Annotated in this window: 18 protein-coding genes; 1 reads left to right on the forward strand and 17 read right to left on the reverse strand. The window is 61.4% G+C overall.

The window, feature by feature from the left end:
* Window positions 1–68 precede the first annotated feature (68 nt).
* Window positions 69–413 (forward strand): DUF3223 domain-containing protein, encoded by a 345-nt coding sequence (locus tag GEU84_RS09030; RefSeq protein ID WP_174539632.1) that lies wholly within the window; start codon window positions 69–71, stop codon window positions 411–413.
* Window positions 414–431: 18 nt separating this feature from the next.
* On the opposite strand, the gene GEU84_RS09035 is transcribed toward GEU84_RS09030, so the two are convergent.
* The 17 genes from GEU84_RS09035 to rpoC all read right to left on the reverse strand — a co-directional run bounded on the left by GEU84_RS09035 (window position 432) and on the right by rpoC (window position 16,709).
* Complete coding sequence (locus GEU84_RS09035; RefSeq protein ID WP_174539633.1) at window positions 432–1,055, reverse strand: TIGR02466 family protein; 624 nt, start codon at window positions 1,053–1,055, stop codon at window positions 432–434.
* Between the two features lie 90 nt (window positions 1,056–1,145).
* Window positions 1,146–1,559 (reverse strand): 50S ribosomal protein L16, encoded by a 414-nt coding sequence (gene rplP, locus GEU84_RS09040; RefSeq protein ID WP_174539634.1) that lies wholly within the window; start codon window positions 1,557–1,559, stop codon window positions 1,146–1,148.
* Between the two features lie 12 nt (window positions 1,560–1,571).
* The gene (rpsC, locus tag GEU84_RS09045; RefSeq protein WP_174539635.1) at window positions 1,572–2,288 is read right to left on the reverse strand and encodes a 30S ribosomal protein S3; all 717 of its coding nucleotides are present in this window, start codon (window positions 2,286–2,288) and stop codon (window positions 1,572–1,574) included.
* Window positions 2,288–2,671 (reverse strand): 50S ribosomal protein L22, encoded by a 384-nt coding sequence (gene rplV, locus GEU84_RS09050; RefSeq protein ID WP_174539636.1) that lies wholly within the window; start codon window positions 2,669–2,671, stop codon window positions 2,288–2,290. The genes rpsC and rplV overlap by 1 nt, the downstream gene beginning before the upstream one ends.
* 3 nt (window positions 2,672–2,674) lie before the next feature.
* The gene (rpsS, locus tag GEU84_RS09055) at window positions 2,675–2,953 is read right to left on the reverse strand and encodes a 30S ribosomal protein S19 (protein ID WP_174539637.1); all 279 of its coding nucleotides are present in this window, start codon (window positions 2,951–2,953) and stop codon (window positions 2,675–2,677) included.
* 3 nt (window positions 2,954–2,956) lie between these two features.
* On the reverse strand, window positions 2,957–3,796 hold the full coding sequence (gene rplB / locus GEU84_RS09060; protein WP_174539638.1) for a 50S ribosomal protein L2: 840 nt from the start codon (window positions 3,794–3,796) through the stop codon (window positions 2,957–2,959).
* A 120-nt stretch (window positions 3,797–3,916) separates the two neighbouring features.
* Window positions 3,917–4,213 (reverse strand): 50S ribosomal protein L23, encoded by a 297-nt coding sequence (locus GEU84_RS09065; protein WP_174539639.1) that lies wholly within the window; start codon window positions 4,211–4,213, stop codon window positions 3,917–3,919.
* Window positions 4,210–4,830, reverse strand: coding sequence for a 50S ribosomal protein L4 (rplD, locus tag GEU84_RS09070; protein ID WP_174539640.1), 621 nt, complete (start codon window positions 4,828–4,830; stop codon window positions 4,210–4,212). The genes GEU84_RS09065 and rplD overlap by 4 nt, the downstream gene beginning before the upstream one ends.
* Window positions 4,820–5,680 (reverse strand): 50S ribosomal protein L3, encoded by an 861-nt coding sequence (gene rplC, locus GEU84_RS09075; RefSeq protein WP_174539743.1) that lies wholly within the window; start codon window positions 5,678–5,680, stop codon window positions 4,820–4,822. Before rplC ends, rplD begins: the two co-directional genes overlap by 11 nt.
* A gap of 2 nt (window positions 5,681–5,682) precedes the next feature.
* Complete coding sequence (rpsJ, locus tag GEU84_RS09080) at window positions 5,683–5,997, reverse strand: 30S ribosomal protein S10 (protein WP_174539641.1); 315 nt, start codon at window positions 5,995–5,997, stop codon at window positions 5,683–5,685.
* Window positions 5,998–6,069: 72 nt separating this feature from the next.
* Window positions 6,070–7,245, reverse strand: a complete 1,176-nt coding sequence (gene tuf / locus GEU84_RS09085; protein ID WP_174539642.1) for an elongation factor Tu — start codon at window positions 7,243–7,245, stop codon at window positions 6,070–6,072.
* 84 nt (window positions 7,246–7,329) lie between these two features.
* Window positions 7,330–9,453: an elongation factor G gene (fusA, locus tag GEU84_RS09090; RefSeq protein ID WP_174539643.1), complete on the reverse strand. Its 2,124-nt coding sequence runs from the start codon at window positions 9,451–9,453 to the stop codon at window positions 7,330–7,332.
* 23 nt (window positions 9,454–9,476) lie between these two features.
* Window positions 9,477–9,947, reverse strand: a complete 471-nt coding sequence (gene rpsG / locus GEU84_RS09095; protein WP_174539644.1) for a 30S ribosomal protein S7 — start codon at window positions 9,945–9,947, stop codon at window positions 9,477–9,479.
* An 11-nt stretch (window positions 9,948–9,958) separates the two neighbouring features.
* The gene (rpsL, locus tag GEU84_RS09100; RefSeq protein WP_174539645.1) at window positions 9,959–10,330 is read right to left on the reverse strand and encodes a 30S ribosomal protein S12; all 372 of its coding nucleotides are present in this window, start codon (window positions 10,328–10,330) and stop codon (window positions 9,959–9,961) included.
* A gap of 271 nt (window positions 10,331–10,601) precedes the next feature.
* Window positions 10,602–11,480 carry a DMT family transporter gene (locus tag GEU84_RS09105; RefSeq protein ID WP_174539646.1) on the reverse strand — a complete coding sequence of 293 codons (879 nt, stop codon included), beginning with the start codon at window positions 11,478–11,480 and terminating at the stop codon, window positions 10,602–10,604.
* A gap of 9 nt (window positions 11,481–11,489) precedes the next feature.
* The gene (locus tag GEU84_RS09110; protein ID WP_174539647.1) at window positions 11,490–12,329 is read right to left on the reverse strand and encodes a glycosyltransferase; all 840 of its coding nucleotides are present in this window, start codon (window positions 12,327–12,329) and stop codon (window positions 11,490–11,492) included.
* A gap of 135 nt (window positions 12,330–12,464) precedes the next feature.
* Window positions 12,465–16,709: a DNA-directed RNA polymerase subunit beta' gene (gene rpoC, locus GEU84_RS09115; RefSeq protein WP_174539648.1), complete on the reverse strand. Its 4,245-nt coding sequence runs from the start codon at window positions 16,707–16,709 to the stop codon at window positions 12,465–12,467.
* Between the last annotated feature and the right edge of the window lie 14 nt (window positions 16,710–16,723).

Raw genomic sequence — 16,723 nt, forward strand, 5'->3', positions numbered from 1 at the left:
CAAGACTGGACGTTGTGTTGCTTAAGGTCCAATCTCATATCACATAATCTACTAGCGTGGAGGATCAAGTGGCGAAACCAGTGAGAATCGACAGCATCGACGAACCGTTCCCTACCCAGAAGGCGGCACTTGATCACTTTGAACGCATAAAGGATCGCTACCCAGCAGGTGCGCAGTTGCAGGGCGTAGACAAGACCCAAGTGAAAGCGGTCTATGAACAGTATTGCGCAGTAACAAATTGGGCGGTTCCTCCAAGCATCTCAGCATACTCCGTTGATAACAAAGCCGAAGAGATTTCGCCGGGACAGTTTCGCACGCAAAAATGTTTTTGGTATCACTTGCCGGACGGAACCAAAGAAGATTTCAGCATCATCAAGGCGATTCAAAAGATCTCTCGTGCACAGAACGGTTAACTGCTTACAGGCTGACCCTCACACCCACCCATAGTTGAAACTCACTGAAATCCGCTCGTCCTCGGCCATGTTCATCGGCACTTCATGCCTCAGCCAGCTTTCCCACAGCAGCACCTCGCCCACGGCGGGTTGCACATAGACAAAGCTCTGCAGCTCCTGCCCCGCCTTTTTCGACCGCAGGGGGGCGTTCATCATCATGGGCAGGCGCGGGTCTTCCAGTTTCAGGGCGCTGGTCCCCTTGGGCATCGCCACATATGTCGTGCCGGAAATCACCGAATGCGGGTGGATGTGGCTGGCATGCATGCCACCCTCACCCAGGATGTTGATCCAGAGCGAGTCACATTTCAGTTTCCGGTCGCCCAGATCGAAGCCCAGATCCTTGCAGAACGCGGCCACATGCTTGTCCAGCGCCTTTTCCAGCGCGCCAAAGATCGGAAAGCGCCAGGGCAGATCAGCCAGCGAGGAATAGGAGGTGTAGCCGGGATAGCCGTTCTTCTCGCACCACGCTTGCCCCGCCTCGTCATCCTCGGCAATCGCAAGGCAAGAGGAGTGCAGTTCGGCGTAGTCCACCGGCTTTTTCGCCAGTTCATTCAGGGTCGCACGGTAAAGCCGGGTGACAAACAGTGAGGAAATCTCGGCCATGGCAGGCTCCAGCGGTTGAATAAGAAAGGCCCCCGCCGTCTCCGGCAGGGGCCCGATATCAGGTAGGGTGCGTGCTTGCACGCACCATGCTTACCAGTCTTCGCGCACGACCACGCGGGTAGTGACCGGCAGTTTCATCGCGCCCAGGCGCAGGGCCTCACGCGCGATCACTTCGGACACGCCGTCGATCTCGAACATCATCCGGCCGGGTTTCACCTTGGCCGCCCAATAGTCGGTCGAGCCTTTGCCTTTACCCATCCGCACTTCGACCGGCTTGGCCGACACCGGCACATCCGGGAAAATGCGGATCCAGACACGGCCCTGACGCTTCATGTGGCGGGTGATCGCGCGGCGGGCCGCCTCGATCTGCCGCGCGGTCACACGCTCGGGCTCGGTGGCTTTCAGACCAAAGGTGCCGAAGTTCAACAGGAAGCCGCCCTTGGCCTCGCCGTGAATGCGCCCTTTGTGCTGTTTGCGGAACTTGGTCCGTTTCGGTTGCAGCATCTTTTCTCTCCCTTACGCGCGTTCGCGGTCGCGGCGCGGCGGGCGCGGTGCAGCGCCTTCCTGGGCCTCGGCGTGGCGGCGGTCATGCGCCTGCGGATCATGCTCAAGGATTTCGCCTTTGAAGATCCAGACCTTCACCCCGATGATCCCGTAAGGGGTCGTGGCTTCGCAGGTCGCATAGTCGATGTCGGCGCGCAGCGTGTGCAGCGGCACACGGCCTTCACGATACCACTCGGTCCGGGCAATCTCGGCACCGCCAAGGCGGCCACCGACGTTGACGCGGATACCCAGGGCACCGATGCGCATTGCATTCTGCACGCCGCGCTTCATGGCGCGACGGAAGGACACGCGACGTTCCATCTGCTGCGCGATGGACTCGGCAACCAGCTGGGCGTCAAGCTCGGGCTTGCGGACTTCGACGATGTTCAGGTGCAGTTCGGATTTGGTGAAGGCGGCCAGTTTCTTGCGCAGACCTTCGATGTCTGCGCCTTTCTTGCCGATGATCACGCCCGGACGTGCAGTGTGAATGGTCACACGGCATTTCTTGTGCGGACGTTCGATGATCACCTTGCTGATGCCGGCCTGCTTGCACTCTTCATGGATGAAGGCGCGCATTTTCAGGTCTTCAAGCAGCAGGTTGCCATAGTCTTTGGATTCAGCGAACCAGCGGCTGTCCCAGGTCCGGTTGACCTGAAGACGCATGCCGATCGGATTGACCTTCTGACCCATTATGCAGTCTCCCCGGCTTTTTGACGGACCAGAATGGTCAGCTCGCTGAACGGTTTCATGATCTTGCCGAAACGGCCACGCGCCCGCGGACGGCCACGCTTCATCACCAGGTTCTTGCCGCAATAAGCTTCGGCCACCACCAGTTCATCGACGTCGAGACCATGGTTGTTCTCGGCATTCGCAATCGCCGATTGCAGGCACTTGCGCACGTCGCCCGCGATCCGCTTGTTCGAGAAGGTGAGGTCGGCCAAAGCCTTGTCCACCTTCTTGCCGCGGATCAGGCCAGCCACCAGGTTCAGTTTCTGCGGCGAGGTGCGAAGCATCTTGGATTTCGCCATCGCTTCGTTTTCAGCCACGCGGCGCGGGTTCTTTTCCTTGCCCATCGCTTACTTCCTCTTCGCTTTCTTGTCGGCGGCGTGACCGTAATAGGTCCGCGTCGGCGAATATTCACCGAACTTCTGGCCGATCATCTCTTCAGTCACCGCAACCGGAATGTGCTTCTTGCCGTTGTAGACCCCGAAGGTCAGACCAACGAATTGCGGCAGGATGGTGGAGCGGCGCGACCAGATCTTGATCACTTCGCTCTTGCCCGATTCTTTCGATTTTTCGGCCTTTTTCAGGACGTAGGCATCGACGAACGGGCCTTTCCAAACAGAACGTGCCATGGATCAGCGGCCCTTTTTCTTCGCGTGACGCGACCGGACAATCAGGCTGTCCGAAGCTTTTGCCTTGCGGGTCTTGTTCCCCTTGGTGCCTTTGCCCCACGGAGTGACCGGGTGACGGCCGCCCGAGGTGCGGCCTTCGCCGCCGCCGTGCGGGTGGTCGATCGGGTTCATCGCGACACCGCGCACCGTCGGGCGGATGCCCTTGTGGCGCATGCGGCCGGCCTTGCCGAAGTTCTGGTTCGAATGGTCGGCGTTCGACACCGCGCCCACCGTCGCCATGCACTCTTGCCGCACCATGCGCAGTTCGCCCGACGACAGGCGGATCTGTGCATAGCCGCCGTCACGGCCAACGAACTGGGCATAGGTGCCGGCAGCGCGAGCGATCTGCCCGCCCTTGCCCGGCTTCATTTCCACGTTGTGCACGATCGTGCCGATCGGCATGCCCGAGAACGGCATCGCGTTGCCCGGCTTCACGTCGGTCTTGGCGCCAGCGATCACGCTGTCGCCCACGGCCAGACGCTGCGGGGCAAGGATATAGGCCAACTCGCCATCGGCATATTTGACCAGAGCGATAAAGGCGGTGCGGTTGGGGTCGTATTCGATCCGCTCAACCACGGCTGCCATGTCGAATTTCGTGCGCTTGAAATCGACGATGCGGTAAAGGCGCTTTGCCCCACCGCCCTTGTGCCACATCGTGATCCGTCCGGTATTGTTCCGTCCGCCAGTCTTGGTCAAACCCTCGGTGAGGGCTTTGACCGGGCGGCCTTTCCAAAGCTCCGAACGGTCGATCAGAACCAACCCGCGTTGGCCAGGCGTCGTCGGCTTATACGACTTGAGTGCCATGCTTTCTGTCTTCCGTCAGCTTGAGGACCATGAGAGGTCCGGTGAAGGGCTCCGAAGATCCCCGAGTTCAAAAAATCCACGGCCCCGGAAACCCGGGGCCGTGAGATTCGTGGCCTTCTATCAGAGGCCGGTGGACACGTCGATAGTGCTTCCCTCTTCGAGGGTCACATAGGCTTTCTTCTTGTCGGAACGCACGCCGGTGCGGCCCTTGAACTTTTTCACCTTGCCTTTGGTGATGGTGGTGTTGACCGCCTTCACCTTGACGCCAAAGACCGCCTCGACGGCCTCCTTGATCATCGGCTTGGTGCTGTCCATCGCCACCTGGAAAACCACGGCGTTGGATTCAGAGGCCATCGTCGCCTTTTCGGTGATGATCGGCTTCTTGATGATGTCGTAATGTTCGGGTTTCACGGTCATTTCAGACGCGCCTCCAAGGCTTCGACGCCCGCCCGCGTGATGATCAGGGTATCACGCTTGAGGATGTCATACACATTCGCGCCCATCGACGGCAGCACATCGATACCGTCGATGTTGCGCGCGGCTTTGGCGAAATTCGCGTCAACCTCGGCACCGTCGATGATCAGGACGCGCTTCCAGCCCAGCTCTTTGGCCACCTTGGCCAGCATGCCGGTCTTGGCTTCGGCCATAACGGCATTTTCCAACACGATCAGGTTGCCCGTGGTCGCCTTGGCCGACAGCGCATGCTTCAGACCCAGCGCCCGGAACTTCTTGGGCAGGTCATGGGCGTGGCTGCGCGGGGTCGGGCCCTTCACAACACCACCGTGACGGAAGATCGGCGCTTTCTTGGAACCGTGACGTGCGCCGCCGGTGCCTTTCTGCTTGTAGATCTTCTTGGTGGAATAGGACACTTCGGCACGGGTCAGCGTCGAGTGGGTGCCAGCCTGGGCCTTCGCCCGCTGCCAGCGCACCACGCGGTGCAGGATGTCGGCGCGCGGGTCCAGCCCGAACAGCGCATCGTCGAGGTCTACCGAACCGGCCTTGCCGCCGTCCAGCGTGATGACATCAAGCTTCATTGGGTTTGTCCCCCTCGGTCACAGCCTCTTCTGCCGGGGTCGAGGCTTCCGCCGCAGCCATGGCCGCTTCTTCTGCCGCAATACGCTCGGCTTCCAGCGCCGCCAGACGTTCCGCTTCTTCTGCCGCTGCGGCCTGGGCCGCCGCTTCTGCCGCAGCTTTCGCCGCATTGGCCGCAGAACGCAGCGCCGCCGGACGGATCACGGTATCGGGAACCGGCTTTTTCACGGCATCCTTGATCGTGACCCAGCCACCGGCCGAACCGGGGACTGCGCCCTTGATCATGATCAGGCCACGGTCGCTGTCGGTCTTGACCACCTGCAGGTTCTGCGTGGTCACGCGGACGGCGCCCATGTGGCCAGCCATCTTCTTGCCCTTGAACACCTTGCCCGGATCCTGGCACTGGCCGGTCGAACCGTGCGAGCGGTGCGAGACCGACACACCGTGCGAAGCCCGCAGACCGCCAAAGTTGTGCCGCTTCATGGCACCCTGGAAGCCTTTACCGATCGACGTGCCGGCCACGTCCACATACTGACCCGCGAAGTAATGGTCAGCGGTGATTTCCTCGCCCACGCCGATCAGGCAATCGGGGGTCACGCGGAATTCCGCGATCTTCCGCTTCGGTTCCACATTCGCCTTGGCGAAGTGGCCACGCATGCCAGCGGTGGTGCGCTTGGCTTTCGCCAGGCCCGCGCCGAGCTGGACGGCGGTGTAGCCATCCTTGTCAGCGGTGCGCTGTGCGACAACCTGAAGCGCGTCAAGCTGAAGAACGGTCACAGGAACCTGCTTGCCGTCTTCCAGGAACAGCCGGGTCATGCCCAGCTTCTTTGCGATAACGCCAGAGCGCATAATGATCATGCCCCCGCCAGTTTGATTTCGACATCCACGCCGGCCGCGAGGTCGAGCTTCATCAGCGCGTCAACGGTCTGGGGGGTCGGATCAATGATGTCGAGCAAACGCTTGTGCGTGCGGATTTCCCACTGGTCGCGCGACTTCTTGTCGATGTGCGGACCACGCAGAACCGTGAATTTCTCGATCTTGTTCGGCAGCGGGATCGGGCCGCGCACTTGCGCGCCGGTCCGCTTGGCCGTGTTTACGATTTCCAGCGTGCTGGCGTCCAGCACACGGTAATCGAAGGCTTTCAGCCTGATACGGATGGTTTGTTGCATGTCAGTGCCCTCGGGCTTGGCGGGAAGCGGGGGGCGAAGACCGCCCTCCGCCCCTCTTCCAAAGTGAAGTATTTACGCGATGATTTTCGACACGACGCCGGCGCCGACGGTGCGGCCGCCCTCGCGGATGGCGAAGCGCAGTTTTTCTTCCATGGCGATCGGCGCGATCAGTTCAACGTTGAACTTCAGGTTGTCGCCCGGCATCACCATTTCGGTGCCTTCCGGCAGTTGCACGGTACCGGTCACGTCGGTCGTGCGGAAGTAGAACTGCGGACGGTAGTTTGCGAAGAACGGCGTGTGACGGCCGCCTTCTTCCTTGGTCAGGATGTAGGCTTCGGCTTCGAACTTGGTGTGCGGCTTCACCGAGCCGGTCTTGCACAGCACCTGGCCGCGCTCGATGCCTTCACGGTCGATACCGCGCAGCAGCAGACCCACGTTGTCGCCAGCTTCGCCCTGATCCAGCAGTTTGCGGAACATTTCGACGCCGGTGCAGACGGTTTTCTTGTTCGGGCGGATGCCGACGATTTCGACTTCCTCGCCGACTTTCACGATGCCGCGCTCGATCCGGCCGGTGGCAACGGTGCCGCGGCCCGAGATCGAGAACACGTCTTCGACCGGCATCAGGAAGGGCTGGTCAACGGCACGTGCCGGGGTCGGGATGTAGTCGTCCACGGCCTTGATCAGCGCGCGGATCGATTCTTCGCCGATTTCCGGACGTGTGCCGTTCATCGCATGCAGAGCCGAACCCTTGATGATCGGAATGTCGTCGCCGGGGTAGTCATAGGAAGACAGCAGCTCGCGCACTTCCATTTCCACCAGTTCCAGCAGTTCTTCGTCATCCACCTGGTCAACCTTGTTCAGGTAGACAACCATGTAGGGAATGCCGACCTGACGGCCCAGCAGGATGTGTTCGCGGGTCTGCGGCATCGGGCCGTCAGCAGCGTTCACCACCAGAATGGCGCCGTCCATCTGTGCCGCGCCGGTGATCATGTTCTTCACATAGTCAGCATGGCCGGGGCAATCGACGTGGGCATAGTGACGGTCAGCCGATTCGTATTCCACGTGGGCGGTCGAGATCGTGATGCCGCGCGCGCGCTCTTCGGGCGCACCGTCAATCTGGTCGTAGGCGCGGAATTCGCCGAAGTATTTGGTGATCGCCGCGGTCAGCGTGGTTTTGCCGTGGTCAACGTGGCCAATCGTGCCGATGTTGACGTGCGGTTTCGTCCGTTCAAACTTTGCCTTTGCCATGATGGCCTCCTGTTTTCGTTCGAATGCGGCGGGGTAAACCCCGCCCTACTAGCTGGTAGGGCGGGGTGCACCCCGCCACACCGGTTAAGCGTATTTCTTCTGGATTTCGTCCGAGATGTTCTGCGGCACGGCATCGTAATGGTCGAACGACATCGAGAAGTTCGCCCGGCCCGAGGACATGGAGCGCAGCGTGTTGATATAGCCGAACATGTTGGCCAGCGGCACCATCGCGGTGATGATGTTCGCGTTACCACGCGTGTCCTGCCCCTGCACCATGCCCCGACGCGAGGTCAGGTCGCCGATGATGCCGCCGGTATAGATATCCGGCGTCACCACTTCGACTTTCATGATCGGCTCCAGCAGCTTTGCCCCGGCCTTTTTCAGGCCTTCGCGCATGCCCGCCCGTGCCGCGATCTCGAAGGCCAGCACCGAAGAGTCAACGTCATGGAACGCGCCGTCGATCAGCGCCACCTTGAAGTCGATCACCGGGAAGCCGGCCAACGGGCCCGAGTCCATCACCGATTTGATGCCTTTTTCAACGCCGGGGATGTATTCCTTCGGCACCGAACCACCAACAACTTTCGACTCGAACGAATAGCCCACGCCCGGCTCTGTCGGGGTGATCACCAGCTTCACGCGCGCGAACTGGCCGGTACCACCGGTCTGTTTCTTGTGCGTGTAGTCGATTTCCGCTTCGCGGCTGATCGTCTCGCGGTAGGCCACCTGCGGCGCGCCGATGTTGGCCTCAACCTTGAACTCACGACGCATCCGGTCAACTAGGATGTCGAGGTGAAGTTCACCCATGCCCTTCATGATCGTCTGGCCCGACTCGTGATCGGTTTCCACACGGAAGGACGGGTCTTCGGCGGCCAGACGGGCCAGAGCGATGCCCATCTTTTCCTGGTCAGCCTTGGTTTTCGGCTCCACGGCAATCTCGATCACCGGGATCGGGAAGGTCATGGTTTCCAGAACCACCGGTTTCGCCGGATCGCACAGGGTATCGCCCGTGGTGGTTTCCTTCAGACCGGCCAGCGCGATGATGTCACCAGCAAAGGCTTCGGCAATCTCTTCACGGTCGATGGCGTGCATCATCATCATGCGGCCAACGCGCTCTTTGCGCTCTTTGGTCGCGTTCAGCATCGCGTCGCCCTTTTTCAGCACGCCCGAATAGATGCGCGTGAAGGTCAGCGAACCGACGAAGGGGTCGTTCATGATCTTGAAGGCCAGCGCCGAAAAGGGCTGCTCATCATCGGCCGAACGTTCGATGTTGCGGGTTTCCGTCTCGTCGCCAGGCGCAAAACCCAGGTAGGGCGGCACGTCCAGCGGATTCGGCAGATAGTCGATCACGGCGTTCAGCATCGGCTGCACGCCCTTGTTCTTGAACGACGAACCGCACAGCATCGGCACGAATTCGATGGCAAGGCAGCCTTTGCGGATCAGACCGCGCAGCGTTTCGGCATCCGGCTCGTTGCCTTCCAGATAGGCCTCCATCGCGGCGTCGTCCTGCTCGACAGCGACTTCCAGCAGGTTGTGGCGCCATTCATTCGCCTGTTCCAGCAGGTCGGCACGGATCGGCTGACGCTTCCAGGAAGCGCCCAGATCGTCGCCCTGATACACCCATTCTTCCATGGTGATCAGGTCGATGATGCCTTCAAGCTGGTCTTCGGCACCGATCGGGATCTGGATCGGCAGCGGGGTGGCCCCGGTGCGATCCTTGATCATCTTGATGCAGTTGTAGAAATCGGCGCCGGTCTTGTCCATCTTGTTGACGAACACGATGCGCGGCACCTTGTAGCGGTCAGCCTGACGCCACACGGTTTCGGTCTGCGGCTCCACCCCGGCGTTGCCATCCAGCAGAACCACGGCACCGTCGAGCACGGCCAGCGAACGTTCGACTTCGATGGTGAAGTCAACGTGTCCGGGGGTATCGATGATGTTGAAGCGGTACTTGTCGGCACGCGCATGTTCCAGGCCCGGATCAATGGTCCGTTCCCAGAAGGTCGTCGTTGCAGCGGACGTGATGGTGATCCCGCGTTCCTGCTCCTGCTCCATCCAGTCCATCGTCGCAGCGCCATCATGCACTTCGCCGATTTTGTGGGATTTGCCGGTGTAGTACAGGATCCGCTCCGTCGTGGTGGTCTTGCCCGCGTCGATGTGGGCAATGATACCGAAGTTGCGGTAGCGTTCGAGGGGATATTCGCGTGCCATTGGGGTGCCTCAGGCTAAGTGGATTACCAGCGGTAATGGCTGAACGCTTTGTTCGCGTCGGCCATCTTGTGGGTGTCTTCGCGCTTTTTCACGGCGGTGCCACGGTTGTTGCAGGCATCCGAAAGTTCGGCGGCCAGACGCTCTTCCATGGTGTTTTCATTGCGCTTGCGAGCAGCGATGATCAGCCAGCGGATCGCCAGCGCCTCGCGGCGCTCGGTGCGCACTTCGACCGGAACCTGATAGGTGGCCCCGCCGACGCGGCGCGAACGCACCTCGACCGACGGCTTCACATTGTCCAGCGCCTCGTGGAACGCTTCGATCGGCTCGCGCTTCAGGCGGGTCTGCACCCGCTCCAGCGCGTTGTATACGATGGATTCGGCGACAGATTTCTTGCCGTCGATCATCAGGTTGTTCATGAATTTGGTCAGAACCGTATCGCCATATTTGGCGTCCGGCAGAATTTCGCGCTTCTCGGCGGCGTGACGACGGGACATCTGTTACTTCCTCACTTCGGACGCTTGGCGCCGTATTTCGAACGACGCTGACGACGGTCTTTGACACCCTGGGTATCGAGAACACCGCGCAGGATGTGGTAGCGCACGCCGGGAAGGTCTTTGATACGGCCGCCACGGATCAGGACGACCGAGTGTTCCTGAAGGTTGTGCTTTTCGCCGGGGATATAGCAGATGACCTCAAAGCTGTTGGTCAGACGCACCTTTGCGACTTTCCGCATGGCCGAGTTCGGCTTTTTCGGCGTCGTCGTATAGACGCGCGTGCAGACACCGCGTTTCTGCGGGCAGGATTCCAAGTGCTGGGACTTGGATTTTCTTACGTTAGGCTCCCGCGGTTTGCGGATGAGCTGTTGGATCGTCGGCATTCACGTACCCCGTGTAGCAACCCGTTTCATTTACGCCTGCCCGGATCCGGTCGGGGGGCGCCGTTAAATGACATTCCGTTTGCACAAAATGCCAAAACCGCATGCGTCCCCTTCGCGGGGACGACGCGGTGGAATTCCAGAGGATCGGGGCTTTGGGCCCGGATCATGACCACTTCAGTTTCATAGCTCCCGGCTGCCGGACGGACCCGCAGCTCAGGTAGGCGGCGTATAGGGGGAGTCGCGGGGGTTGTCAACAGCACCTATGGGGCTGTCAGCGTGCCGCGCGGGCCAGTTTCGCCTCGCGGTAAAAGGTGAAAATGCCGGTCGCCACCACGATCACCGCACCCACGACCGTCCACAGATCGGGCAGGCTGTCAAACACCAGCCAACCCAGGAAAATCGCCCACAAAAGCGCGGTATAGCGAAAAGGTGCGACAAAACTGATGTCGCCCACCCGCATCACCATGACCGAGAACATATAGCCAAATATCAGCGCCCCCGATGCCGCCAGAACCATGCCCCATTCCGCCACTGTCACCGTCTGCCAGCCTTGGAACGCGGCGCCGATCAGCCCCATCACCGTGACAGCCATGGCGGCATAGATGGCCACCGTCACCGATTGCACATCGCGCGACAGTTCGCGCGTGACAAGATCACGCACCACCACGCAAGCGACCGAGGCCAGCCCCATCAGCGACCAGCCGTTGAACCCTTCGGCCCCCGGCCGCACGATCAGCAGAACCCCGCCAAAGCCGATGGCAATCGCCAGCATCCGCCGCCATCCCACCCTTTCGCGCAGGATCACCGCCGCCGCCAGTGTCACGGCCAGTGGCAGCGATTGCAGGATGGCCGACAGGTTCGCCAGCGGCAGATGCACCAGCGCCGCCAGAAACAGCGCCGTGCCCCCCACCTCGGCCAGTGACCGCACGGCCACCACCACCCTGTCACGCCCGCGCAGGCCAAGGCGCAGATTGCCCAGCATCAGCCCCAGCACCACCAGCAGCGGCAAGACCATAGCCCCCCGCAGCGTGATCGCCTGAAACAGCGGCATCGTCTGCGTCGCCACCTTCATCGCGGTGTCGTTCAGGGTAAAGGCCGCCATGGCCACATTCATGTAAAGCGCACCGCGCATGTTGTCCGAGAGGGCCATTCCGGTTCCTTAGGGCTGCGCGGCGCGCAAAGCCTGTTCCAATGCGGTGGCGTCAATGCCGAACCGCTTGCGCAGCACATTCGCCGCGCGTTCCGCAGGCAGCGCCGGGCCGCTGCCCAAGCCCCGCCCGCGTGAATCGTTGTTTGCATGGATGCCGCGCAGATACATCACGCTGTCGCTCTGCGTCACGGTGGGCATCCATTCGGCCAGCCGGTGATGGCCAAAATCCATCACGCCCTTGGCGCTGCCCTGCGGGAAATACAGCGTCAGCCCGCAGGCCCAGTTCGTTTCCGCCCGCGTCTCATAGGTCAGGCCCGTGCCGGTATCGGTTGCCACGACTCCCTTGGCATAGTTCGATGCCAGCATGCCATGTCTGTCGTAAAGACGGCTGAACAAGGGGAAATCCTCGCGGCTGCGCGCGATATAGTCCAGCCCCACGGTATCGTCATCGTCGATGCGGAACTGGCCCACCACCTGCGCGCCCGGGTCGATGTGGGCCGCCATCACCGCGCGGCAGACGTCACGGTGCGGCCCGGGGTCACGGGTTTCGACCACGGCTTGCGGCAGGGATGCGGCCAGGTCGTGCAGCCGGTCCATCCACGCGGGCGGCAGATCGGTGCCGGTCAGCAGGATCAGGGTGAACTCGCCATCCGTCTGGGCGCGAAATCCCGGCAGGCAGGCATGTTCGAACCAGGCAAAACGGTTGGCCAGCCGCGCCGGATCATAAAGTGCCGTGCGCCTGGCCTCCAGCGTGTCATGCATGGTCTGAAAGCCGCCGTCGACCAGCAACGAAAAGCGGCACAGACCCAGCATCTGTATCCGGTCCGCCCCTGCGTCACGCCGCGCCATGCCCTGCCCCCCGCCGATGACGGCAGGTCTAGCATGGCCCCCGCCGGGGGGCCAGAGCGGGCACAACCACCATCTGCGCAAAAGAAAACCCCCGCGCCACGGGGGCGCGGGGGGTCAAGATGCCGCAAGGGCTGTTTACAGGTCGCGGCTTTCCACCGTGTCCACCAGGCTGCTGTCGCCACCCATGTCCCTGTGGTCGTCACGCGGGGCTGCGATTGCAGCGGCGGTTTCGGCCTCGGACCGGCGGGCCTCGATCACCGACTGGTCACGATCCGCCGCGATCTTCTTCACGCGGCTGGTCGCCCCGCCCGTCCCTGCCGGGATCAGGCGGCCAACGATGACGTTCTCTTTCAGACCGACCAGCTTGTCACGCTTGCCCTGCACCGAAGCCTCGGTCAGCACGCGCGTGGTTTCCTGGAACGACGCCGCCGAGATGAAGCTGCGGGTCTGCAGCGACGCCTTGGTGATGCCCAGCAGGATCGGTTCGGCCGAGGCAGGCCGCATGCCGTGCTTGGTCGCCTTTTCGTTGAACTCGTCAAGCTCGGCCTTGTCGACATGCTCGCCTTTCAGCAGCGTGGTTTCGCCGCTGTCGAGGATCTCGAATTTCTGCAGCATCTGCCGCACGATCACCTCGATATGCTTGTCGTTGATCTTCACGCCTTGCAGGCGATAGACGTCCTGCACTTCGTCGATCATGTAGTTGGCCAGTGCCTCGACCCCCAGGATCCGCAGAATGTCATGCGGGGCCGGGTTGCCGTCCATGATGTAATCGCCCTTCTGGACAAAATCACCTTCCTGAACCGGAATGTGCTTGCCCTTCGGCACCATGTATTCAACCGAGTTCACGCTGTCATCCACGGGTTCGATCGTGATGCGGCGCTTGTTCTTGTAGTCCTTGCCAAAGCGCACGTAACCATCGTGTTCCGCGATGATCGCGTGATCCTTGGGCCGGCGTGCCTCGAACAGTTCGGCCACGCGCGGCAGACCACCGGTGATGTCCTTGGTCCGCGCGCCTTCACGCGGAATACGGGCCACCACATCACCCGGACGCACGTCCTGCCCGTCTTCCACCGACAGAACGGCATCCACCGACATCGGATAGGAAATCGGGTTGCCGTTTTCGCCACGCACAGGATCGCCCGTCACCGGGTCCATGATGATGACTTCGGGCTTCAGGTCGTTGCCTTTGGGGGCCGAGCGCCAGTCCGACACGATCTTCTGTGTCATGCCTGTCGCCTCGTCGGTGTCCTCGCGCACCGAGATGCCCGATACAAGATCCACGAACCGCGCCACACCGCCCTTTTCGGCGATGATCGGCAGGGTGTAGGGATCCCATTCGAACAGTTTCGCGCCGCGTTTCACAGGCTGGCCGTCCTTGGCGTGAACCTTGGCACCATAGGTGATCTTGTGCGCCGCGCGTTCCTGCCCCGCCTCGTCGATGATGGCGATCTGCATGTTCCGGCCCATGACGATGAACTCGCCGTTGGCGTTTTCCAGCAGGTTGGCGTTGCGGAACTCGATCTTGCCTTCCTGGCTTGCCTCAAGGAACGACTGCTGCCCGCCCTGCGCGATGCCGCCGATGTGGAACGTCCGCATCGTCAGCTGCGTGCCGGGCTCGCCGATCGACTGTGCCGCGATGATGCCGACAGCCTCGCCCTGGTTCACCAGCGTGCCACGGGCCAGATCCCGCCCATAGCACATGGCGCACACGCCTTCCTCGGCCTCGCAGGTCAGCGGGCTGCGGATGCGCACCGAAGCCACGCCCGCCTGGTCGATCAGATCGGCCTTGCGTTCGTCGATCAGTTCACCCTGCGCCACGATCACCTCGTCAGTGCCCGGAACCAGGATGTCATCCGCCGAGACCCGGCCAAGCACACGTTCGGCCAGGCTGGAGACCACTTCACCGTCATTGACCGCCGCCGAGGCGGTGATCGCATTTTCGGTGCCGCAGTCATGGCTGCGCACGATGCAATCCTGCGCCACGTCCACCAGACGCCGCGTGAGATAGCCCGAGTTCGCCGTCTTCAGCGCGGTATCGGCCAGACCCTTCCGGGCGCCGTGGGTCGAGTTGAAGTATTCAAGAACGGTCAGACCTTCCTTGAAGTTCGAGATGATCGGCGTTTCGATGATCTCGCCATTCGGCTTGGCCATCAGACCGCGCATCCCGCCCAGCTGTTTCATCTGCGCCGGCGAACCACGCGCCCCGGAGTGGGACATCATGTAGACCGAGTTCGGTTCCTTCTCGGCACCCGCATCATCGTAACGAACAGCCGAAATGGCCGACATCATGTCGCCAGCCACCTTGTCCGAACATTTGGACCAGGCATCGACCACCTTGTTGTATTTTTCGCCCTGAGTGATCAGGCCGTCCATATACTGCTGTTCGAATTCCTTGACCTGATCCTGCACCGCGTGAACGGTGTCCCACTTGTTGTCGGGGATCAGCATGTCGTCCTTGCCGAACGAAATCCCGGCACGGAACGCCTCGCGGAAGCCCATGGTCATGATCTGGTCGCAGAAGATGACCGACTCTTTCTGCCCGCAATAGCGGTAGACGGTGTCGATGACGTTCTGCACGTCTTTCTTGCGCAGCAGGCGGTTGACGAGGTCAAACGGCGCCTTGGCGTTCAGCGGCAGCAGGTTGCCCAACCGCAGACGTCCCGGCGTGGTGTCGAACCGGCGGATCACCTCGTTGCCTTCGTCGTCGATCTGCTTGATGCGTGCCTTGATCTTGGCATGCAGATGCACCTCGCCGGCAGCCAGCGCATGCTCCACTTCCTCGACCGAGGCAAATGCCATGCCCTCACCAACCATGCCCTTGCGTTCCATGGTGGTGTAGTAAAGCCCCAGCACCATATCCTGCGACGGCACGATGATCGGCGCGCCGTTGGCGGGCGACAGAACGTTGTTCGTCGACATCATCAGGACGCGGGCTTCCAGCTGGGCCTCAAGGCTCAGCGGCACGTGCACGGCCATCTGGTCGCCGTCGAAGTCGGCGTTGAAGGCCGAGCAGACCAGCGGATGCAACTGGATCGCCTTGCCTTCGATCAGGATCGGCTCGAACGCCTGGATGCCCAGACGGTGCAGCGTCGGCGCTCGGTTCAGCAGCACCGGGTGTTCGCGGATCACCTCGTCAAGGATGTCCCAGACCTCGGGGCGTTCCTTTTCAACCAGTTTCTTGGCTTGCTTGACGGTGGAGCTAAGCCCCTTCGCCTCAAGCCGCGAGTAGATGAACGGCTTGAACAGCTCCAGCGCCATCTTCTTCGGCAGGCCGCACTGGTGCAGCTTCAGCTCCGGCCCGGTCACGATGACCGAACGGCCCGAGAAGTCCACGCGCTTGCCCAGCAGGTTCTGACGGAACCGGCCCTGCTTGCCTTTCAACATGTCCGACAGCGATTTCAGCGGGCGCTTGTTGGTGCCCGTGATCACGCGGCCGCGACGCCCGTTGTCGAACAGGGCATCCACAGCTTCCTGCAGCATCCGCTTTTCGTTGCGCACGATGATGTCGGGCGCGCGAAGCTCGATCAGCCGCTTCAGACGGTTGTTGCGGTTGATGACGCGGCGGTAAAGGTCGTTCAGGTCGGACGTGGCAAAACGGCCGCCGTCCAGCGGCACCAGCGGGCGCAGTTCCGGCGGGATCACCGGCAGCACGGTCAGGATCATCCATTCCGGACGGTTGCCGGATTCAAGGAAGGATTCGACGATCTTCAGCCGTTTGATGATCTTCTTCGGCTTCAACTCGCCGGTGGCCTCTTTGAGGTCCGCCCGCAGCTGTTCTGCCGTCGTTTCCAGATCAATTGCCGCCAGCATCTCGCGGATCGCCTCGGCACCGATATTGGCGGTGAACGCATCCGCGCCATACTGGTCCTGCGCGTCGAGGAATTCTTCCTCGGTCATCAGCTGGCCATAGGTCAGGTCGGTCAGACCCGGCTCGATCACCACATAGTTTTCAAAGTAGAGAATGCGTTCCAGATCGCGCAGCGTCATGTCGAGCATGAGGCCGATGCGGCTGGGCAGCGATTTCAGGAACCAGATGTGCGCAACGGGCGCAGCCAGTTCGATATGGCCCATCCGCTCGCGGCGCACCTTTTGCAGGGTCACTTCCACGCCGCATTTTTCGCAGACGACGCCGCGGTATTTCATCCGCTTGTATTTGCCGCACAGGCATTCGTAATCTTTGATCGGGCCAAAGATCCGCGCGCAGAACAGGCCGTCACGTTCCGGCTTGAACGTGCGGTAGTTGATGGTTTCCGGCTTCTTGATCTCGCCATAGGACCACGACAGGATCCGCTCGGGCGAGGCCAGAGAGATCTTGATTTCGTCAAAGGTCTTGACGGGCGCAACCGGGTTGAACGGGTTGGTTGACAGTTCCTGGTTCATTTCAATTCCTAAGA

It is taken from the genome of Fertoeibacter niger, from assembly GCF_009380135.2.
GTDB lineage: Bacteria > Pseudomonadota > Alphaproteobacteria > Rhodobacterales > Rhodobacteraceae > Fertoeibacter > Fertoeibacter niger.